Source organism: Bradyrhizobium sp. Ash2021 (genome assembly GCF_031202265.1).
Lineage (GTDB): Bacteria > Pseudomonadota > Alphaproteobacteria > Rhizobiales > Xanthobacteraceae > Bradyrhizobium.
In genome coordinates this window covers 7,337,437-7,351,607 of record NZ_CP100604.1, presented here as the reverse complement: position 1 = coordinate 7,351,607, position 14,171 = coordinate 7,337,437, and the positions used below count along the sequence as shown (strand labels likewise).

The 14,171-nt window shown below is 62.0% G+C and carries 18 protein-coding genes and 1 riboswitch; of the genes, 7 read left to right on the top strand and 11 right to left on the bottom strand.

Going from position 1 to position 14,171, the window contains the following annotated elements:
- Positions 1-9 precede the first annotated feature (9 nt).
- Positions 10-396: a RidA family protein gene (locus NL528_RS35395; protein WP_309179003.1), complete on the bottom strand. Its 387-nt coding sequence runs from the start codon at positions 394-396 to the stop codon at positions 10-12.
- A gap of 140 nt (positions 397-536) precedes the next feature.
- On the opposite strand from NL528_RS35395, the gene NL528_RS35390 reads away from it, so the two are divergent.
- The gene (locus NL528_RS35390) at positions 537-1,223 is read left to right on the top strand and encodes a DUF262 domain-containing protein (RefSeq protein WP_309179002.1); all 687 of its coding nucleotides are present in this window, start codon (positions 537-539) and stop codon (positions 1,221-1,223) included.
- Between the two features lie 291 nt (positions 1,224-1,514).
- Positions 1,515-2,078: a hypothetical protein gene (locus NL528_RS35385; protein WP_309179001.1), complete on the top strand. Its 564-nt coding sequence runs from the start codon at positions 1,515-1,517 to the stop codon at positions 2,076-2,078.
- An 88-nt stretch (positions 2,079-2,166) separates the two neighbouring features.
- Here NL528_RS35385 and thiC read toward each other — a convergent pair whose 3' ends face one another.
- The 7 genes from thiC to NL528_RS35350 form a co-directional block, all read right to left on the bottom strand.
- Entirely contained in the window at positions 2,167-4,065 is a 1,899-nt protein-coding gene (gene thiC, locus NL528_RS35380; RefSeq protein ID WP_309179000.1) for a phosphomethylpyrimidine synthase ThiC, read from the bottom strand.
- Positions 4,062-4,208 (bottom strand): hypothetical protein, encoded by a 147-nt coding sequence (locus NL528_RS35375; protein WP_309178999.1) that lies wholly within the window; start codon positions 4,206-4,208, stop codon positions 4,062-4,064. The genes thiC and NL528_RS35375 overlap by 4 nt, the downstream gene beginning before the upstream one ends.
- A 1-nt stretch (position 4,209) precedes the next feature.
- Complete coding sequence (locus tag NL528_RS35370; RefSeq protein ID WP_309178998.1) at positions 4,210-4,818, bottom strand: thiamine phosphate synthase; 609 nt, start codon at positions 4,816-4,818, stop codon at positions 4,210-4,212.
- On the bottom strand, positions 4,805-5,587 hold the full coding sequence (locus NL528_RS35365; protein ID WP_309178997.1) for a thiazole synthase: 783 nt from the start codon (positions 5,585-5,587) through the stop codon (positions 4,805-4,807). Before NL528_RS35365 ends, NL528_RS35370 begins: the two co-directional genes overlap by 14 nt.
- Before the next feature lie 192 nt (positions 5,588-5,779).
- Positions 5,780-5,977 carry a sulfur carrier protein ThiS gene (thiS, locus tag NL528_RS35360; RefSeq protein WP_074273950.1) on the bottom strand — a complete coding sequence of 66 codons (198 nt, stop codon included), beginning with the start codon at positions 5,975-5,977 and terminating at the stop codon, positions 5,780-5,782.
- Positions 5,968-6,981 (bottom strand): FAD-dependent oxidoreductase, encoded by a 1,014-nt coding sequence (locus tag NL528_RS35355; RefSeq protein ID WP_309178996.1) that lies wholly within the window; start codon positions 6,979-6,981, stop codon positions 5,968-5,970. The genes thiS and NL528_RS35355 overlap by 10 nt, the downstream gene beginning before the upstream one ends.
- A riboswitch (TPP riboswitch) is annotated at positions 6,969-7,101 on the bottom strand. It overlaps the preceding gene by 13 nt.
- Positions 7,102-7,195: 94 nt before the next feature.
- Positions 7,196-7,693 (bottom strand): lytic transglycosylase domain-containing protein, encoded by a 498-nt coding sequence (locus NL528_RS35350; RefSeq protein ID WP_309178995.1) that lies wholly within the window; start codon positions 7,691-7,693, stop codon positions 7,196-7,198.
- A 252-nt stretch (positions 7,694-7,945) separates the two neighbouring features.
- On the opposite strand from NL528_RS35350, the gene NL528_RS35345 reads away from it, so the two are divergent.
- Positions 7,946-8,137 carry a hypothetical protein gene (locus tag NL528_RS35345; protein ID WP_309178994.1) on the top strand — a complete coding sequence of 64 codons (192 nt, stop codon included), beginning with the start codon at positions 7,946-7,948 and terminating at the stop codon, positions 8,135-8,137.
- A 40-nt stretch (positions 8,138-8,177) separates the two neighbouring features.
- Here the strand turns inward: NL528_RS35345 and NL528_RS35340 are convergent, their stop codons facing one another.
- Positions 8,178-9,515 (bottom strand): ATP-binding protein, encoded by a 1,338-nt coding sequence (locus tag NL528_RS35340; protein WP_309178993.1) that lies wholly within the window; start codon positions 9,513-9,515, stop codon positions 8,178-8,180.
- 2 nt (positions 9,516-9,517) lie between these two features.
- Positions 9,518-10,270 carry a response regulator gene (locus NL528_RS35335; protein ID WP_309178992.1) on the bottom strand — a complete coding sequence of 251 codons (753 nt, stop codon included), beginning with the start codon at positions 10,268-10,270 and terminating at the stop codon, positions 9,518-9,520.
- Positions 10,271-10,461: 191 nt separating this feature from the next.
- Between NL528_RS35335 and NL528_RS35330 the strand changes: the two genes are divergently transcribed.
- From NL528_RS35330 to NL528_RS35315, 4 genes are all read left to right on the top strand, one after another.
- On the top strand, positions 10,462-11,085 hold the full coding sequence (locus NL528_RS35330; protein ID WP_309178991.1) for a hypothetical protein: 624 nt from the start codon (positions 10,462-10,464) through the stop codon (positions 11,083-11,085).
- Between the two features lie 134 nt (positions 11,086-11,219).
- Entirely contained in the window at positions 11,220-11,597 is a 378-nt protein-coding gene (locus tag NL528_RS35325; protein ID WP_309178990.1) for a PRC-barrel domain-containing protein, read from the top strand.
- A gap of 75 nt (positions 11,598-11,672) precedes the next feature.
- Positions 11,673-12,218: a PRC-barrel domain-containing protein gene (locus NL528_RS35320; RefSeq protein ID WP_309178989.1), complete on the top strand. Its 546-nt coding sequence runs from the start codon at positions 11,673-11,675 to the stop codon at positions 12,216-12,218.
- Positions 12,219-12,474: 256 nt separating this feature from the next.
- Positions 12,475-12,690, top strand: a complete 216-nt coding sequence (locus tag NL528_RS35315; RefSeq protein WP_309178988.1) for a dodecin family protein — start codon at positions 12,475-12,477, stop codon at positions 12,688-12,690.
- A gap of 234 nt (positions 12,691-12,924) precedes the next feature.
- Here the strand turns inward: NL528_RS35315 and NL528_RS35310 are convergent, their stop codons facing one another.
- Entirely contained in the window at positions 12,925-14,136 is a 1,212-nt protein-coding gene (locus NL528_RS35310) for an ABC transporter substrate-binding protein (RefSeq protein ID WP_309178987.1), read from the bottom strand.
- Positions 14,137-14,171: the final 35 nt, after the last annotated feature.

Here is a 14,171-nt window from a genome sequence, read left to right as displayed (position 1 = left end):
ACGGCTTTCCTACGCCTTCAGCGACGCCACGCCCTCGATCTCGATCAGCATCTTCGGATCGGGCAGCGCCTGCACCACGCAGGTGGTGCGGGCCGGATAGGGTGCGGGTCCGAACGCGCCGGCATACAGCGCATTCATCCCGGCGACGTCGGAGGCGCGCGTCAGCAGCACGTTGACCTTGACCAGATCATGGACGGTCGCGCCGGCCTCGTGGAGCACGCGCTTGATGTTGATGACGACGTTGGCGAACTGGGCCTCGAAGGTATCGGGAAGGGCGCGATTTTCGTCAAAGCCGGGGATGCCGGAGATGAACAGCAGGTCGCCGACGCGGGCGGCGAAGGACAGCGGCGGGGCCTTGACGCCGGGCGGGGGAGGGAAGTGTTGGATGGGGGGCATGGATCATTTTCCTGGGGCTGCTTGGAAACCCAAAAAATAGAGCGATGGTGACTAGTTGGATGTGGCACAATCAAGGATTGTCTTTATTAAAGTCTACTATAAGATTCATAGGTACTCAAAAATAGTTCGATGGGGGAAACGTGCCGCATAGTCTTGATATTCAAACGCTTAAAGTCCGAGACATTATTGAAGACTACCGAAGTGGCCGCTTAGTAATTCCCGAATTCCAGCGAGAGTATGTTTGGAAGAAGAGCAGAGCGCCGTATCTGCTAGATTCAATTTACAGATCCTTTCCAATTTCCGCATTGTTACTGTGGTCGAGCGAATCCGATGTTCGGGCTCGCCGTCGTGACCCTCGTCCCGTTCGTGGTCGATCCGTCTCTTGGCTCATCGATGGTCAGCAAAGAGTAATCACGTTATCTAGAATACTAAGCGGCGATGAGGGTATCGAAGTAGTTTTCAATCCCGATGAAGACAGCTTTCGCTTGGCCAATGCGGCAACGAAGAAAGACAGCAGCTGGGTTTCTGTAAGTGAGATATTGGACGATGAGCTATATCGACAGTTGAGAAAGTCATTGCCCGACGGATTGAAAGGCGAAAGGCGCGAAGCCAAATTCGAGAACGTGCGCAAAATACTACAATACGAGATTCCAGCTGTTCACATGAGAGATTTTTCGTTTGATCAAGCTGTGGAGGCATTTACGCGGATTAATACATTAGGAGTCAAACTGAAGACCGAAGACATTGCGAGTGCACGCGTTGCCGCGAAGCATACAGGGTTCATTGCTGACGATGTGGCCCCGTTTGTTACCGAACTCAAGGGGTAGGGATTTTCTCGTCTGAATGTTATGCATTTGTTTCGAGCCTGCGCCTTTGTGGCTCTGCCGGATGGAAGGAGTCGTACCCCACTTCACGAACTTAGCCGCGCCGAGGTCGCGAAGGCTTGGTCCGACACCAAAAGAGCAACGAAGGAGGCTATGGCCCTTATCCGAAACGAGTTCGGTCTGGTAAATATGGACATTTTATGGAGTGGTGCGCTTCTCGTCCCAGTAATTGCACTGTGTGCTTCTCGTGGTCCGCGAGATCGTGATCCAAGGGGTGTAGCAGGGTGGCTCGCGATGGCAGCTCTGTTGCATCGTTACAGCAAATCCGCGGAGACCGCTTTGGATCAGGATCTGCGGGCGTGCCGCTCGGATGATCCGATTGGCAAATTGTTAACAAATGTTCGGCGAGACGCAGGAGCATTTGGGGCCGTCGCTAACGATTTCAAAGGTGCATTGAACGACAAGGGTGCATTATTTGCAGCCTACATCGCGTGCAGACACCAAGGACTCAGCGACCTATTCTCTAATTCTCAAATACTCTTGCAGGCAAACGTGGATAGACATCATATTTTACCGCGAGCCCAATTTGAAGAATCGAAACGGGCGAAAGCTGACGCCGTCGCAAACATTGCCTTCATTACAGGAGAGGTGAATAGATCGATTGGCGCTGCGTCGCCGGACGTCTATTTGGGTAAGCTGAAGCGCGAGACGCTTGAAAGTCAGTGCATTCCTCTAGATCGATCTCTATGGGGGGTCGATCGAGCCGAGGATTTCTGGGCAGCCCGGCGCGATCTTCTCGCCGAGGCATTTAATGGGTTCTTGCGCAAGATGCTGCCGGGGCGTCGTATTCTCCAGTAACTGCCGTGGGCAGTCCAGTGCTAATACGGAATCAAAGGGCCGGGCGTGAGCCCGGCCCTTATTTCCAAATGGATGCGTAGGAGAAGCCTCACAACACCCGATTGCTCTCCCTCACCTTCTCCGCATCCAGATAGAGATCGCTTCCCATCTCCTTGAACTTCTGCGACATCGCCGCCATTCCGTCTTCGATCACGCCCGACACGCTCATCCCCACGCTCGTCGGATCGTTCAGCGTCGCCGCATAGTCCCGCACGTCCTGCGTGATCTTCATCGAGCAGAACTTTGGGCCGCACATCGAACAGAAATGCGCGACCTTGTGGGCTTCCTTCGGCAGCGTCTCGTCGTGGAAGAGGCGCGCGGTTTCGGGGTCGAGGCCGAGGTTGAACTGGTCTTCCCAGCGGAAGTCGAAGCGGGCGCGGGAGAGGGCGTCGTCGCGCAGTTGGGCTGCGGGGTGGCCCTTGCCGAGATCGGAGGCGTGGGCGGCGATCTTGTAGGTGATGACGCCGACCTTGACGTCGTCGCGGTTGGGCAGGCCCAGATGCTCCTTCGGTGTCACGTAGCAGAGCATCGCGCAGCCGAACCAGCCGATCATGGCCGCACCGATGCCTGAGGTGATGTGGTCGTAGCCTGGTGCTATGTCAGTCGTCAGCGGTCCCAGGGTATAGAACGGCGCCTCGCCGCATTCCTTGAGCTGCTTGTCCATGTTGATCTTGATCTTGTGCAGCGGCACGTGGCCGGGGCCTTCGATCATGACCTGGCAGCCCTTCTTCCAGGCAATTTGAGTGAGCTCGCCGAGCGTTTCCAGTTCGGCGAATTGCGCGCGATCGTTGGCATCCGCAATCGAGCCGGGACGCAGGCCATCGCCGAGCGAGAACGACACGTCATATTTGCGCATCAGGTCGCAGATTTCCTCGAAGTTTGTGTAGAGGAAGCTCTCCTTGTGATGCGCCAGGCACCATTTTGCCATGATCGAGCCGCCGCGCGACACGATGCCGGTGACGCGGTTGGCGGTGAGGTGGATGTAGGGCAGGCGCACGCCGGCGTGGATAGTGAAATAGTCGACGCCCTGTTCGCACTGCTCGATCAGCGTGTCCTTGTAGAGTTCCCAGGTCAGCTTTACGGGATCGCCGTCGCACTTCTCCAGCGCCTGATAGATCGGCACCGTGCCGATCGGAATCGGCGCATTGCGCAGAATCCATTCCCGCGTGGTGTGGATGTTGCGGCCGGTGGAGAGGTCCATCACGGTGTCGGCGCCCCAGCGGATCGCCCACACCATCTTGTCGACTTCTTCCTCGACCGACGAGGTCACCGCGGAGTTGCCGATATTGGCGTTGATCTTGGTGAGAAAATTGCGGCCGATGATCATCGGCTCGAGCTCGCCATGGTTGATGTTGCAGGGGATGATCGCGCGTCCCCTTGCGATTTCAGAGCGCACGAATTCCGGGGTGACGAAGGCCGGCACCGAGGCGCCGAAGCTTTCGCCGTCGGCCAATGCGGCTTCGGCGCGCTCGAGCTGCATCTTGCGGCCGAGGTTTTCGCGGGTGGCGACGTAGATCATCTCCTTGGTGATGATGCCGGCGCGGGCGAATTCGAGCTGCGTGATCATGTGGTCGCCGGTGCCGCGCAGCGGCTTGTGGTGCGCGGTGAACGCCTTTGCCGCATGCGAGGCGCCGACATTGCCGTTGTCTTCCGGCTTGATGTCGCGGCCTTCATATTCCTCGACGCCGCCGCGCTCCTTCACCCATTCGATGCGCGCGCGTGCGAGGCCGGCGTTGACGTCGATGGTCACGGTCGGATCGGTGTAGGGGCCGGAAGTGTCGTAGACGGGAAGATTGGGCTCACCGGCACCCTCGCTCAGGATGATTTCGCGCAGCGGCACGCGCACATCGGGCGCTTCATCCGGCGTGACCCAGATTTTTCGCGAGGCCGGCAGCGGGCCGGTGGTGACGGCGGGGAGCGTGGTGTCGGGGTTGGAGCGGATGTTCATGGTGTATCCTCCGGTTCAATTCTGTCGATTGTTTTCGTCATTGCGAGGAGCGAAGCGACGAAGCAATCCATTGTCACCGAATGCGCGGTGCCGATGGATTGCTTCGCTTCGCTCGCAATGACGGTTGATAGTTTCGTGGTCATCTCACGCGGCCTCCGCGTTCTGGCCGAGCCAGGCGCGCACGCGCGCATCGGGGTCGGCATTCTGGGTGACGTCGCTGACGACGGCGATCGAGTCGGCGCCGGCGGCAAAGATGTCCGCGGCCTGTTCGAGCTTGATGCCGCCGATCGCGACCAGCGGGATGTTGCCGATGCGCTTCTTCCACTCGGTGAGTTTGGGAATACCCTGCGGCGCAAAGCGCATCGATTTCAGCGTGGTCGGGAAGATCGGCCCGAGCGCGATGTAGTCGGGGTTGGCGCGCAAGGCCGTGGCCAGTTCCTCGTCGTCATGGGTGGAGATGCCGAGCGTCAGCCCGGCTTTCCTGATCTCGCCGAGGTCGGCGCCGACCAGATCTTCCTGGCCGAGATGCAGATGCTGCGCGCCGGCGACGATCGCCGCGCGCCAGTAATCATTGACCACGAGTTTTGTCGGCGTGCCCCTGGTAAAATCGAGCGCATCGCTGACGATCTGCAGCGCTTGTCCGTCATCAAGTTCCTTGGCGCGCAGTTGAATGGTGCCGACGCCGAGCCGCGTCAGGCGTTCGACCCACGCCACGCTGTCGACGACGGGGTAGAATTTATCAGGATACGGCATGCCAGAAGGGTGTCCCGATGACAGGGGTTGAAGGGGAGGCGAAATCGCGGGCTTCCATCAGCCCGGCTTCATAGGCGGTGCGGCCGGCCTCGACGCCGAGCCGGAATGCATTCGCCATGGCGACGGGGTCGGCGGCTTTGGCGATGGCCGTGTTGAGCAGCACGGCGTCGTAGCCGAGCTCCAGCGCGCGCGCCGCATGCGAGGGCGCGCCGAGGCCGGCGTCGACCACCAGCGTCACGTCGGGCAGGCGGTCGCGCATCAGTTTCAGCGCGTCGGGGTTGATGACGCCCCTGGCGCTGCCGATCGGCGCCGCCCAGGGCATCACCACCTTGCAGCCGGCATCGACCAGCCGCATCGCGACGGAAAGGTCTTCCGTGCAATAGGGGAACACCTCAAAACCATCCTTGATCAGGACGGCCGCCGCCTCGACCAGGCCGACCACGTCCGGCTGCAGCGTGTCGTTGTCGGCGATCACCTCGAGCTTGATCCAGGAGGTGCCGAACAATTCGCGCGCCAGTTTTGCCGTGGTCACCGCCTCGCGCACGCTGCGGCAGCCGGCGGTGTTCGGCAGCACCGCGACATCGAGCTCGCGGATCAGCGACCAGAACGCGTCGCCGGTCTTGCCGCCGGCGGCTTCCCGCCGCAGCGATACCGTGACGATGTTGGCGCCGGAGGCGCGAATGGCGCCTTGCATGATCGCGGGCGACGGATACAGCGCGCTGCCGATCAGCAGGCGGGAGGTGAAGGTTTTGCCGTAGAAGTTGACCACTATGCCTCTCCGCGATTCCGGTGCGCTCCCTCGCCCCGCTTGCGGGGAGAGGGTTGGGGTGAGGGGGACTCTCGGCACAGCAGGTCTTGCGGAGAGTCCCCCTCACCCGGATTTTTCGCTGCGCGTAAAATCCGACCTCTCCCCGCAAGCGGGGCGAGGTAAGCAAGAGCGCCGCTCGTCAATGTACTCACATCACCCTCCCTGCCTTGGCGTGATGATCTCGATCTCGTCGCCGGCCTTCAATGCCGTCTCGGCCCAGCGGCTCTTCGGCAGCACGTCGTAATTCACGGCGATCGCGAAATGCGTGCCTTCGTATTCGAGCTCTGAGAGCAGCGCGTCGACCCGCGACGCGTTGATCTCCCGCGCCTCGCCATTGACGATCACGCGCATTGCATCACCTCATTGTCGATCACGCCGCGCGCGACATAACCCAGCGTCAGCTCCGCCAGCGCCGGCGCCAGCAAAAACCCGTGGCGATAGAGGCCGTTCACCGCGATCCTGTCATTGTCGATCGCAATCCGCGGCAGATGGTCGGGAAACGCCGGCCGCAAGCCGGAGCCGAATTCGACGATCCGCGCCTCGGCAAACGCCGGATGCACCGCATAGGCCGCGCCCAGCAGCTCCAGCGCCGAGCGCACGCTGACGCCGGAATCCTCGGCCTCGATCGAGGTCGCGCCCAGCATGAAGCGGCCGTCGCCGCGCGGGATTACATAGAGCGGCCAGCGCGGATGGATCAGCCGCACCGGACGCGACAGTTCGACCTCTGACGTCTCGACGATGATCATCTCGCCCTTGACGCCGCGCAATTCGGGCTGGGTGTCGCGCGCCGCGAGCCCGCGGCAATCGATCACGATGCCGTCGAGGTCCTTGGCATCCGCATCGCTGTTGAATTCGATCCGGCCGCCGGCGGCCGCGATGCGCGCGTGCAATTCCGGCAACACAAGCCGCGGCTCGACATGGCCTTCACCGGCATAAAACAGCCCGTCGCGAAAGCGGCCTTCCAGCGACGGTTCGAGTTCGCTCAAACCGCGCGCGTCGAGCCGCTTGTGACCGGTGGTGAGCTTTGCAAAGCGCTCGAAATCGGCGCGGTCGCGCGCATGCGCCACCACCAGCGAGCCGTTGAAGGGGGTCTGGGGAAACTGCTCGCGCCAGAGGGTGAGCGAGCGGACGCCGAGCCGCGTGATCAGGGGTTCCGAGGTTTCGGCCTCGCACCAGGGCGCCAGCATGCCGCCGGCCCAGTGGCTGGTGGATTCCGTCATTCCGGCGTCACTGCGCTCGTGCAAGGTCACGGCATGGCTGGCCTGCGCGAACAGCAGGGCTTGCCATGCGCCGGCAATGCCTGCGCCGATGATGGATACGGGGGAATCCCCCCCCGGCTTCGAACTCTGGTACATCCCTGTCCCTTCGCCGGCATGACCCGGATCAGGTTCAAAGGGTCACCGCGGTCTCAAGGCCAAACCGGCCCAAAGCTTGCGGTATCTCAGCTCCTCATCGGAGCTCCCCTCGGAACGGGGCTAATGTAGGCCGATCGGCGGGGGTGTCAACGGACACCGTCTCGTCATGCCCGGGTATCGCCGCCCGAAGGACGGCGTGCCCCGCCTATGACGGTTATTGGGTTGGAACCTGCTGAGCGTTGGCATCGACGGGGCCATTCCGCGGTTCACCCGCGAGCACCGGTTCGGAATGTCGTGCGCGTTCGTGCCGCTGGTGCTTTGCGGCGTAGTAATAGCCGCTCGCATAATAATGCATAGCGCGGTTATGGTCGCTACCGGCGGCGTGATAGGCGCCGGCGAGATACTTGATGCCGTAGACAAGATTGGTCTCGGGATCGCGCAGGCCTTCAGCCGTGCCCGTGTAGCCAAGGCTGCGGGCGGTCGCGAGCTTGATCTGCATCAGCCCGATGGTGCCGCCGCGGCCGACCAGCGCCGGCTGGTATCTGCTCTCGCGCACGATCACGCGATGCACCAAAGCCTCCGGCACGCCGTTCGCCTGGGCATGGGTGGCGACCAGCGTTTCATATTGCGCACGTTGCTGCGCCTGCGCATCCGCGCCGCATGACAGCGCGGCGATGGCGGCGAGCCAGGCGGAAGCCAGCATTCGTTTCATCTGAAATGGTCTCGAACACCCGGTATTTTCCGAGTTCCGCTTTTCACACCCCAATTGTTGCGGCCAGCGGGCGGTGATGTGGCGAAATTCCGGCATCGGAGTTGAACTGAATCGTTAAATTCTTAACGACGGTTTGCCGCACGCATCGCAGCGACGGATTGTCGTGCAAATGATTCAATAGAGGTCTAGGATTTGGCGTGACAGGCAGCAGACCTGTCTCATCCAAAAAAATTGCTACATGGGAGATGCGCCATGGCCCGATCCGATTTGCCTCGTGGAAATCCCTGCGCTCAATGCGGCAAGCCGATTGCGAAGCCGGACTGGATCGAAAGCGCGCCGGGCCGCACGTCCTATCTCTGGACCTGCCGCGCCTGCAACTATCGCTTCGAGGCCATCGCGATCTACGACGAAAACCAATCCGAACATCAGCCACTCGCGGCCTGACGCGCTTTAGGTCTTCAAGAAGCAGGTCTTCAAGAAGTCTTCACGCCGCCGACTTCTGCGTCTGCTGCTGCGCGGGCAATTGAATCCGCGCCACCAGTCCGTGCGGCTGCCGGTCGTGCAGTGACAGCGTTCCGCCGTGCGCGAGCACAATGGCGTTGGCGATGGAAAGGCCGAGGCCGAAGCCCGTCGTCTCATCCATGTTGCGGGCATCGTCGCCGCGCACGAACGGCTCCAGCATGTTGATCTTCTGCGCATCGGAAATGCCGGGACCATCGTCCTCGACATCGATGGTCACTTGGTCCGCCGATACGCTGAGGCGGATCACGGCTTCGGCGCCGAACCTCACGGCATTCTCCACCAGATTGGTGACGCTGCGATGCAGGTCGTCCGGCCGCACCGTCGCCATCGCATGGCCGGGGCCGACATAGGCGACCTTGCGTCCCATGTCGGCGAATTGATCGGTGATGAGCTGCAGCGTGCTCGCGATATCGACCAGCGTCATCGATTCCAGCCGGCGGTCGTTGCGCAGGAACGACAGCACCGATTCCAGCATCGAGCGCATCTGGTCGAGATCGCCGAGCATGCGGCTGCGATGGGTTTCGTCCTCGATGAATTCGGTGCGCAGCCGCATCCGCGTGATCGGCGTCCGCAGATCGTGGCTGATCGCGGCGAGCATTTTGGTGCGGTCGTCGATCAGGCCGGTGATCCGCTCCCGCATCCGGTTCAGCGCCTTCGCCACCGAGCGGATTTCCTCGGGGCCGCGTTCCGGCAGCGGCGCCGCGGCGCCGTTGAGGCTGAAATCTTCGGCGGCTTTTGCGAATGACGACAGCGGCGCGGTCAGGGCGCGCGCCGCCCACAGGCCCAGCAGCGTGACGCTGATGACGGCAAACAGCAGTGTCATCATCCACGGCCCGGCCCAGAACGGCGGCCGCGGCCGCTGGTCCGGCATCAGGTTCGCGGCAATCATCGCGCCGTCCGGCAACGCGATGCCGATCCGGTTGGTGCTGACGTCGGGCGCCAGCGCGAAAATGCGATAGCCGTTGCCGAGGCGGCGATGCAGGCCGCGCAGGCCGGGCGCTCCGGGTTCGTCGGCTGCGGGCGCAGCACCCGGGCTAAGTTGTTCGATGCCGAGTTGCGGAAATGCGCGCGCAATATCCGCCGACAGCCGCGGCCGTTCCGACGCGGGGGCTGCGCCGAGCAAATGGGCCGCCGCCGCGAGCTGCGCGTGGCCGCGGTCAATGGACGGATCCGGCTGGTCCGGCCGGTGGATCAGGAAGCTTGCGGTGATGATCAGATGCAGCGCCACGATCGAGGCAACCACCAGCGCCGCGATCTGTCCGCTGATGCGCTTCAGATTCAGAAAGCCTGTCAGCTTCATGATCAGTTGCTGGCGGCGGACACCGCTTCGACTCTTATGGGTTCAACCCTCGGGGTGAACATGTAGCCACCCGAACGCACCGTCTTGATCATGGTGGGTTCTAGCGGATCGGCTTCGATCTTGCGCCGGATCCGGCTGACCAGCACGTCGATGCTGCGCTCGAACGAGCCGGCGTCGCGGCCCTGGGTGAGGTCGAGCAGGCTGTCGCGCGACAGCACGCGCCCGGGCCGCTCGCAGAAGGTTCGCAGCAGGTCGAATTCGGCGCTGGTCATGGCCACCCGCGCGCCGGCGGGATTGCGCAGCTCCCGCAGCCGCAGATCGATCCGCCAACCCAGAAATGCCAGCGCGGTCGCGCCCTCGGTGGCGCTCGCGGTGCGGGCCGCGGCCTGCCGGCGCAGCACCGCGTTGATGCGGGCCAGCAATTCGCGTGGGTTGAACGGCTTGGCCAGATAATCGTCGGCGCCCATCTCGAGGCCGAGAATGCGGTCGACATCCTCGCCGCGCGCGGTGAGCATGATGATCGGCGTCTGCGACTCGGCGCGCACCTTGCGGCACAGGCTCAAGCCGTCCTCGCCCGGCAGCATGACGTCGAGGATCAAAAGATCGACGCGGTGGTCGGTCATGGCGCGAACCATTTCGCGGCCATCGCTTGCCGTCGTCACGTTGCAGGCGTTGGTGCGCAGATATTTCGCGATCAGTGTCCGCGTCTCGCGGTCGTCCTCGACGACTAGGATATTGGGTGCTGCCTGGGCCATACCGACCTTTTGTCCGTGATTCGGGGCATTCGTCGAAGGATTTTTGTTTCGCAATGTTTCCAGCGCGATCCTTGCAACAGGGGGTAACAGGCCAAGTGGGCGGCGAGAAGGCCTCGTTAAGATTATTAACCCCACCGTCAGCGCGTCTTGCACGAACTCTCTGCGAACTCCCCAAGAACCTTGGAGCTATCATGACCTCGATCTCGGCGGCCTCCGCCAGCACCTACCAGTCGCCTCTTCAGAAGCTGCAGGCTGAGCTGCAGTCGGAAGTCACTTCGGGCGCCATCAGCTCGTCCGATCAGGACGCGCTGTCGTCGGCGCTGACTGATATCGATACCTCGCTGCAGAGCAGCCGGGCCAGCGACCAGACGAGCGGCACCAGGCCTTCGTCCGGCGATCTCAAATCCAAGATCGACGACCTCATCAATGGCGAAGTCTCCAGCGGCAAGCTGACCAGCGACCAGGCCACCGAATTGCAGGGCGTGTTCAAGGCCGCGTTCGCCAACGGCCCCGGCGGAACGGACGGTGCAGGTGGTCCCGGTGGTGCGGATGGCGCAGGCGGCGCTCATGGCACCCACGGCCATCATGGCGGCCACGGCGGCCCGCCGCCGGCCGATGATTCGTCTTCGACCGACAGTAGCAGCAGCTCGTCGAGCACCACTTCTGCCGACGACATCCTGAAGCAGTTCCTGCAGTCGCTGCAGGACTCGCTCTCGGCCTCGTCATCGAGCACTTACAGCGCAACCGGCACATCGAGCGCGTCGAGCAATACCAGCTCGTCCTTTTCCGCGCTCCTGATCGACTACCAGACCTGACACCTTGCCGACGCGCCGACGCGCGTCGCAGCCATCCTTTCCGGAAGGGGAAGGATGGCTGTCGCATATTTCGCAGTGCGGGAACCGGCCGCCGATTGCGACGTTGAGCCATTTATTGATCTGTGGAGGGTCCGATGGCATCTGACGTCATGACCAAGCCGCATCAGTTGATCGCGAGCGATCGCGTCGAGGGCACTTCGGTGCGACGGCCGAACGGCGATATGATCGGCCACATCGAACGGCTGATGATCGACAAGGTCTCCGGCAAGGTTTCTTACGCAATCCTGAGCTTCGGCGGGTTTCTCGGCATGGGAACCAATCTGCTTCCGTTGCCCTGGGGCCGGCTGCGCTACAATGTCAGGGTCGAAGCCTATGAACTCGACATCGATGATGACGAGTTGAAGCGCGCGCCGTCGTTCCGCGCCGACAAGGATTTCGACTGGGGCGATCGTTCGCAGGAAGCGGAACTGCATCGCTATTACGGCATACCGCCGTATTGGGCCGGTTTCTGAGCGCGTCTTCCCTTGGAACCGTTGTCGAGATGACGGGTTTTCTCAGTATCATCTTTCGAACTGAGGAGAACCGATATGTTAGCCAAATATACCATCGCCGGCTTGGCCGGTTCTGCGTTGCTGGCAAGTGTCGCGTTCGCGCAGACGCCGACCGCGACCACCGACCGCAGCAACATGGCGCCGGCCGCCGCATCCGATACCTCGTTGTCGTTCCGGGGCAACTGGCGTGCGTCGAAGGTGGTCGGGCTCAGCGTCTACAACGACAAGAATGAAAGCGTCGGCTCGATCAACGACCTCCTGACCGACAAGAGCGGAAATATCAAGGCCGTCGTGATCGGCGTCGGCGGCTTCCTCGGCGTCGGCGAACATCTGGTCGCGATATCGTTCGACAAGGTCAAGTTCGTCAACGAGCCGATCGTCTACACCGGCGCAGCCAACCTGCCGAATACAGGCGGAGCCAGGCCGTCCACGACTACGACCACGGGGGCGGCGACCACCAATACCGCGCCCGGCGCGGCCATCACGGCGAAGCCAAATCCCTGGTATCCCGATCATGCCGTGTACAACGCGACCAAGGATGAGTTGAAGGCAATGCCCGAGTTCAAATATTCGACGGAGTAAGTCCGCGAGAAGTTGCGAGAATTTGAATGACTCATGGAAACGCGCCCGGCGACCGGGCGCGTTTTTTGTTCGGTATCTCTCCACATCGTCATGGCCGGGCACAGCCGTCTTTCGGACGGCAATGGCCGGGCATGACGCGATCAATTTGCGGTCATCCGAATGCTGCACCGCATCCTATCAGCGCCGATGTCCCGATGTTAGGCTCTGCTCGCGGCAGGAGCACCTGCGTCCTGCCTGACAACAACGGGAGGACGACATGGCGGATAGCGTCTACAAGGTCATTGAGCTGATCGGTACCAGCAAGGATTCCTGGGAAAAGGCGGCCGCGGTGGCCGTCAACCGGGCCGGAAAATCCTTGCGCGATCTTCGTGTCGCCGAGGTGGTCCAGCTCGATCTGCAATTGGACGCCAAGGGCAAGATCGAAGCCTATCGCGCCAAGTTGAAAGTCTCGTTCAAGTTCGAGGGTTCGTAAGAGTTGGGAAGTCCGTGAGCGCCGAGGCTTGCTTGCCTCGCCCGCTTGCGGGGAGAGGCCGAAATTCGCGCTAGCGAATTTCGGGTGAGGGGGACTCTCCGCGAGTCCGGGTGTGTGGAAAGAGCCCCTCACCATAGCCGATGCGAAGCATCGGCGTTCTTCTATCAAGAACGGCGGCCGTAGGCCGCCTACGCCCTCTCCCCGCGAAGAGCGGGGAGAGGGAGACGAAAGATATCAATGCGTCACGAGCGGGCAGCCGCCCTTGTCGAGCGGGCGGAATGCCTCGTCGCCGGGCACGGTGGCGATCAGCTTGTAGAGATCCCATTCGCCCTTCGATTCCGACGGCTTCTTCACCTCGAACAGATACATGTCGTGAACCATGCGGCCGTCGATGCGGATCTTGCCGTTCTTGGCGAAGAAGTCGTTGACCGGGGTCGCGCGCATCTGCGCCATCACCTTCGGTGCCTCATCCGATCCGATCGCCTCGATCGCCTTCAGATAATGCATGGTCGCCGAATAAAGCCCGGCCTGGATCATGGTCGGCATGTGGCCGACCTTCTCGTTGAAGCGTTTCGAGAACGCGCGGGTCTCATCGTTCATGTCCCAGTAGAACGCGTCGGTGACGATCAGGCCCTGGGTCGCCTTGGCGCCGAGCGAGTGGGTGTCGGTGATCTCCATCAGCAGCGCGATCATCTTCTGGCCGCCCTGGATGATGCCGAATTCCGCCGCCTGCTTCAGCGCATTGGTGGTGTCGCCGCCGGCATTGGCAAGTCCGATCACCTTGGCCTTCGAAGCCTGCGCCTGCAGCAGGAAGGAGGAGAAGTCGGACGAGTTGAGGGGATGGCGCACGTCGCCGAGCACCTTGCCGCCGCTCTCCTTGACGACATTGGCGGCGTCGCGCTCCAGCGCCATGCCGAAGGCGTAGTCGGCGGTGACGAAGAACCAGGTGTCTTCGCCGCGCTTGACCATCGCCTTGCCGGCGACGTTGGACAGCGCATAGGTGTCGTAGGTCCAGTGCACGGTATTGGGTGAACAGGCGACGCCGGTGATATCAGAAGAGCCGCCGCCGGAATTGATGTTGATCTTGTTCTTTTCGCGCGTCAGCGCGGAGACCGGCAGCGCGACCGAGGAGGTCGGCACGTCGAAGATCGCGTCCACCTTGTCGTTGTCGTACCAGTTGCGGGCGATGCTGACGCCGACGTCCGGTTTGTTCTGATGGTCGGCGGCGACCACCTCGACCGGCTTGCCTTTCACCTTGCCGCCATAGTCGGCGACCGCCATCTGCACCGCGGCCAGCGAACCCTTGCCGGTCGCATCGGCATAGAGGCTGGACATGTCGGTCAGCACGCCGATCTTGACGACGTCATCGGAAATTTGCGCGCTCGCTGTGCCGCCGGATACGGCGAGTGCAAGGCCGGCCGCGACCGCGGCTGCGAGTGATTTCATGGTTTTTTCTCCCAGGCTTCTTGTTGAGGGCCTCT

Bases quoted from the DNA above. Each gene is read 5' to 3' on its own strand.
- NL528_RS35315 (WP_309178988.1), top strand. From the start codon at position 12,475: ATGGCGGATAGCGTCTACAAGGTCATTGAGCTGATCGGTACCAGCAAG.
- NL528_RS35310 (WP_309178987.1), bottom strand. From the start codon at position 14,136: ATGAAATCACTCGCAGCCGCGGTCGCGGCCGGCCTTGCACTCGCCGTA.
- NL528_RS35375 (WP_309178999.1), bottom strand. From the start codon at position 4,208: ATGACCACGAAACTATCAACCGTCATTGCGAGCGAAGCGAAGCAATCC.
- thiS (WP_074273950.1), bottom strand. From the start codon at position 5,977: ATGCGCGTGATCGTCAATGGCGAGGCGCGGGAGATCAACGCGTCGCGG.
- thiC (WP_309179000.1), bottom strand. From the start codon at position 4,065: ATGAACATCCGCTCCAACCCCGACACCACGCTCCCCGCCGTCACCACC.
- NL528_RS35350 (WP_309178995.1), bottom strand. From the start codon at position 7,693: ATGAAACGAATGCTGGCTTCCGCCTGGCTCGCCGCCATCGCCGCGCTG.
- NL528_RS35395 (WP_309179003.1), bottom strand. From the start codon at position 396: ATGCCCCCCATCCAACACTTCCCTCCCCCGCCCGGCGTCAAGGCCCCG.
- NL528_RS35340 (WP_309178993.1), bottom strand. From the start codon at position 9,515: ATGAAGCTGACAGGCTTTCTGAATCTGAAGCGCATCAGCGGACAGATC.
- NL528_RS35320 (WP_309178989.1), top strand. From the start codon at position 11,673: ATGTTAGCCAAATATACCATCGCCGGCTTGGCCGGTTCTGCGTTGCTG.
- NL528_RS35345 (WP_309178994.1), top strand. From the start codon at position 7,946: ATGGCCCGATCCGATTTGCCTCGTGGAAATCCCTGCGCTCAATGCGGC.
- NL528_RS35385 (WP_309179001.1), top strand. From the start codon at position 1,515: ATGGCAGCTCTGTTGCATCGTTACAGCAAATCCGCGGAGACCGCTTTG.
- NL528_RS35335 (WP_309178992.1), bottom strand. From the start codon at position 10,270: ATGGCCCAGGCAGCACCCAATATCCTAGTCGTCGAGGACGACCGCGAG.
- NL528_RS35325 (WP_309178990.1), top strand. From the start codon at position 11,220: ATGGCATCTGACGTCATGACCAAGCCGCATCAGTTGATCGCGAGCGAT.
- NL528_RS35355 (WP_309178996.1), bottom strand. From the start codon at position 6,981: ATGTACCAGAGTTCGAAGCCGGGGGGGGATTCCCCCGTATCCATCATC.
- NL528_RS35370 (WP_309178998.1), bottom strand. From the start codon at position 4,818: ATGCCGTATCCTGATAAATTCTACCCCGTCGTCGACAGCGTGGCGTGG.
- NL528_RS35330 (WP_309178991.1), top strand. From the start codon at position 10,462: ATGACCTCGATCTCGGCGGCCTCCGCCAGCACCTACCAGTCGCCTCTT.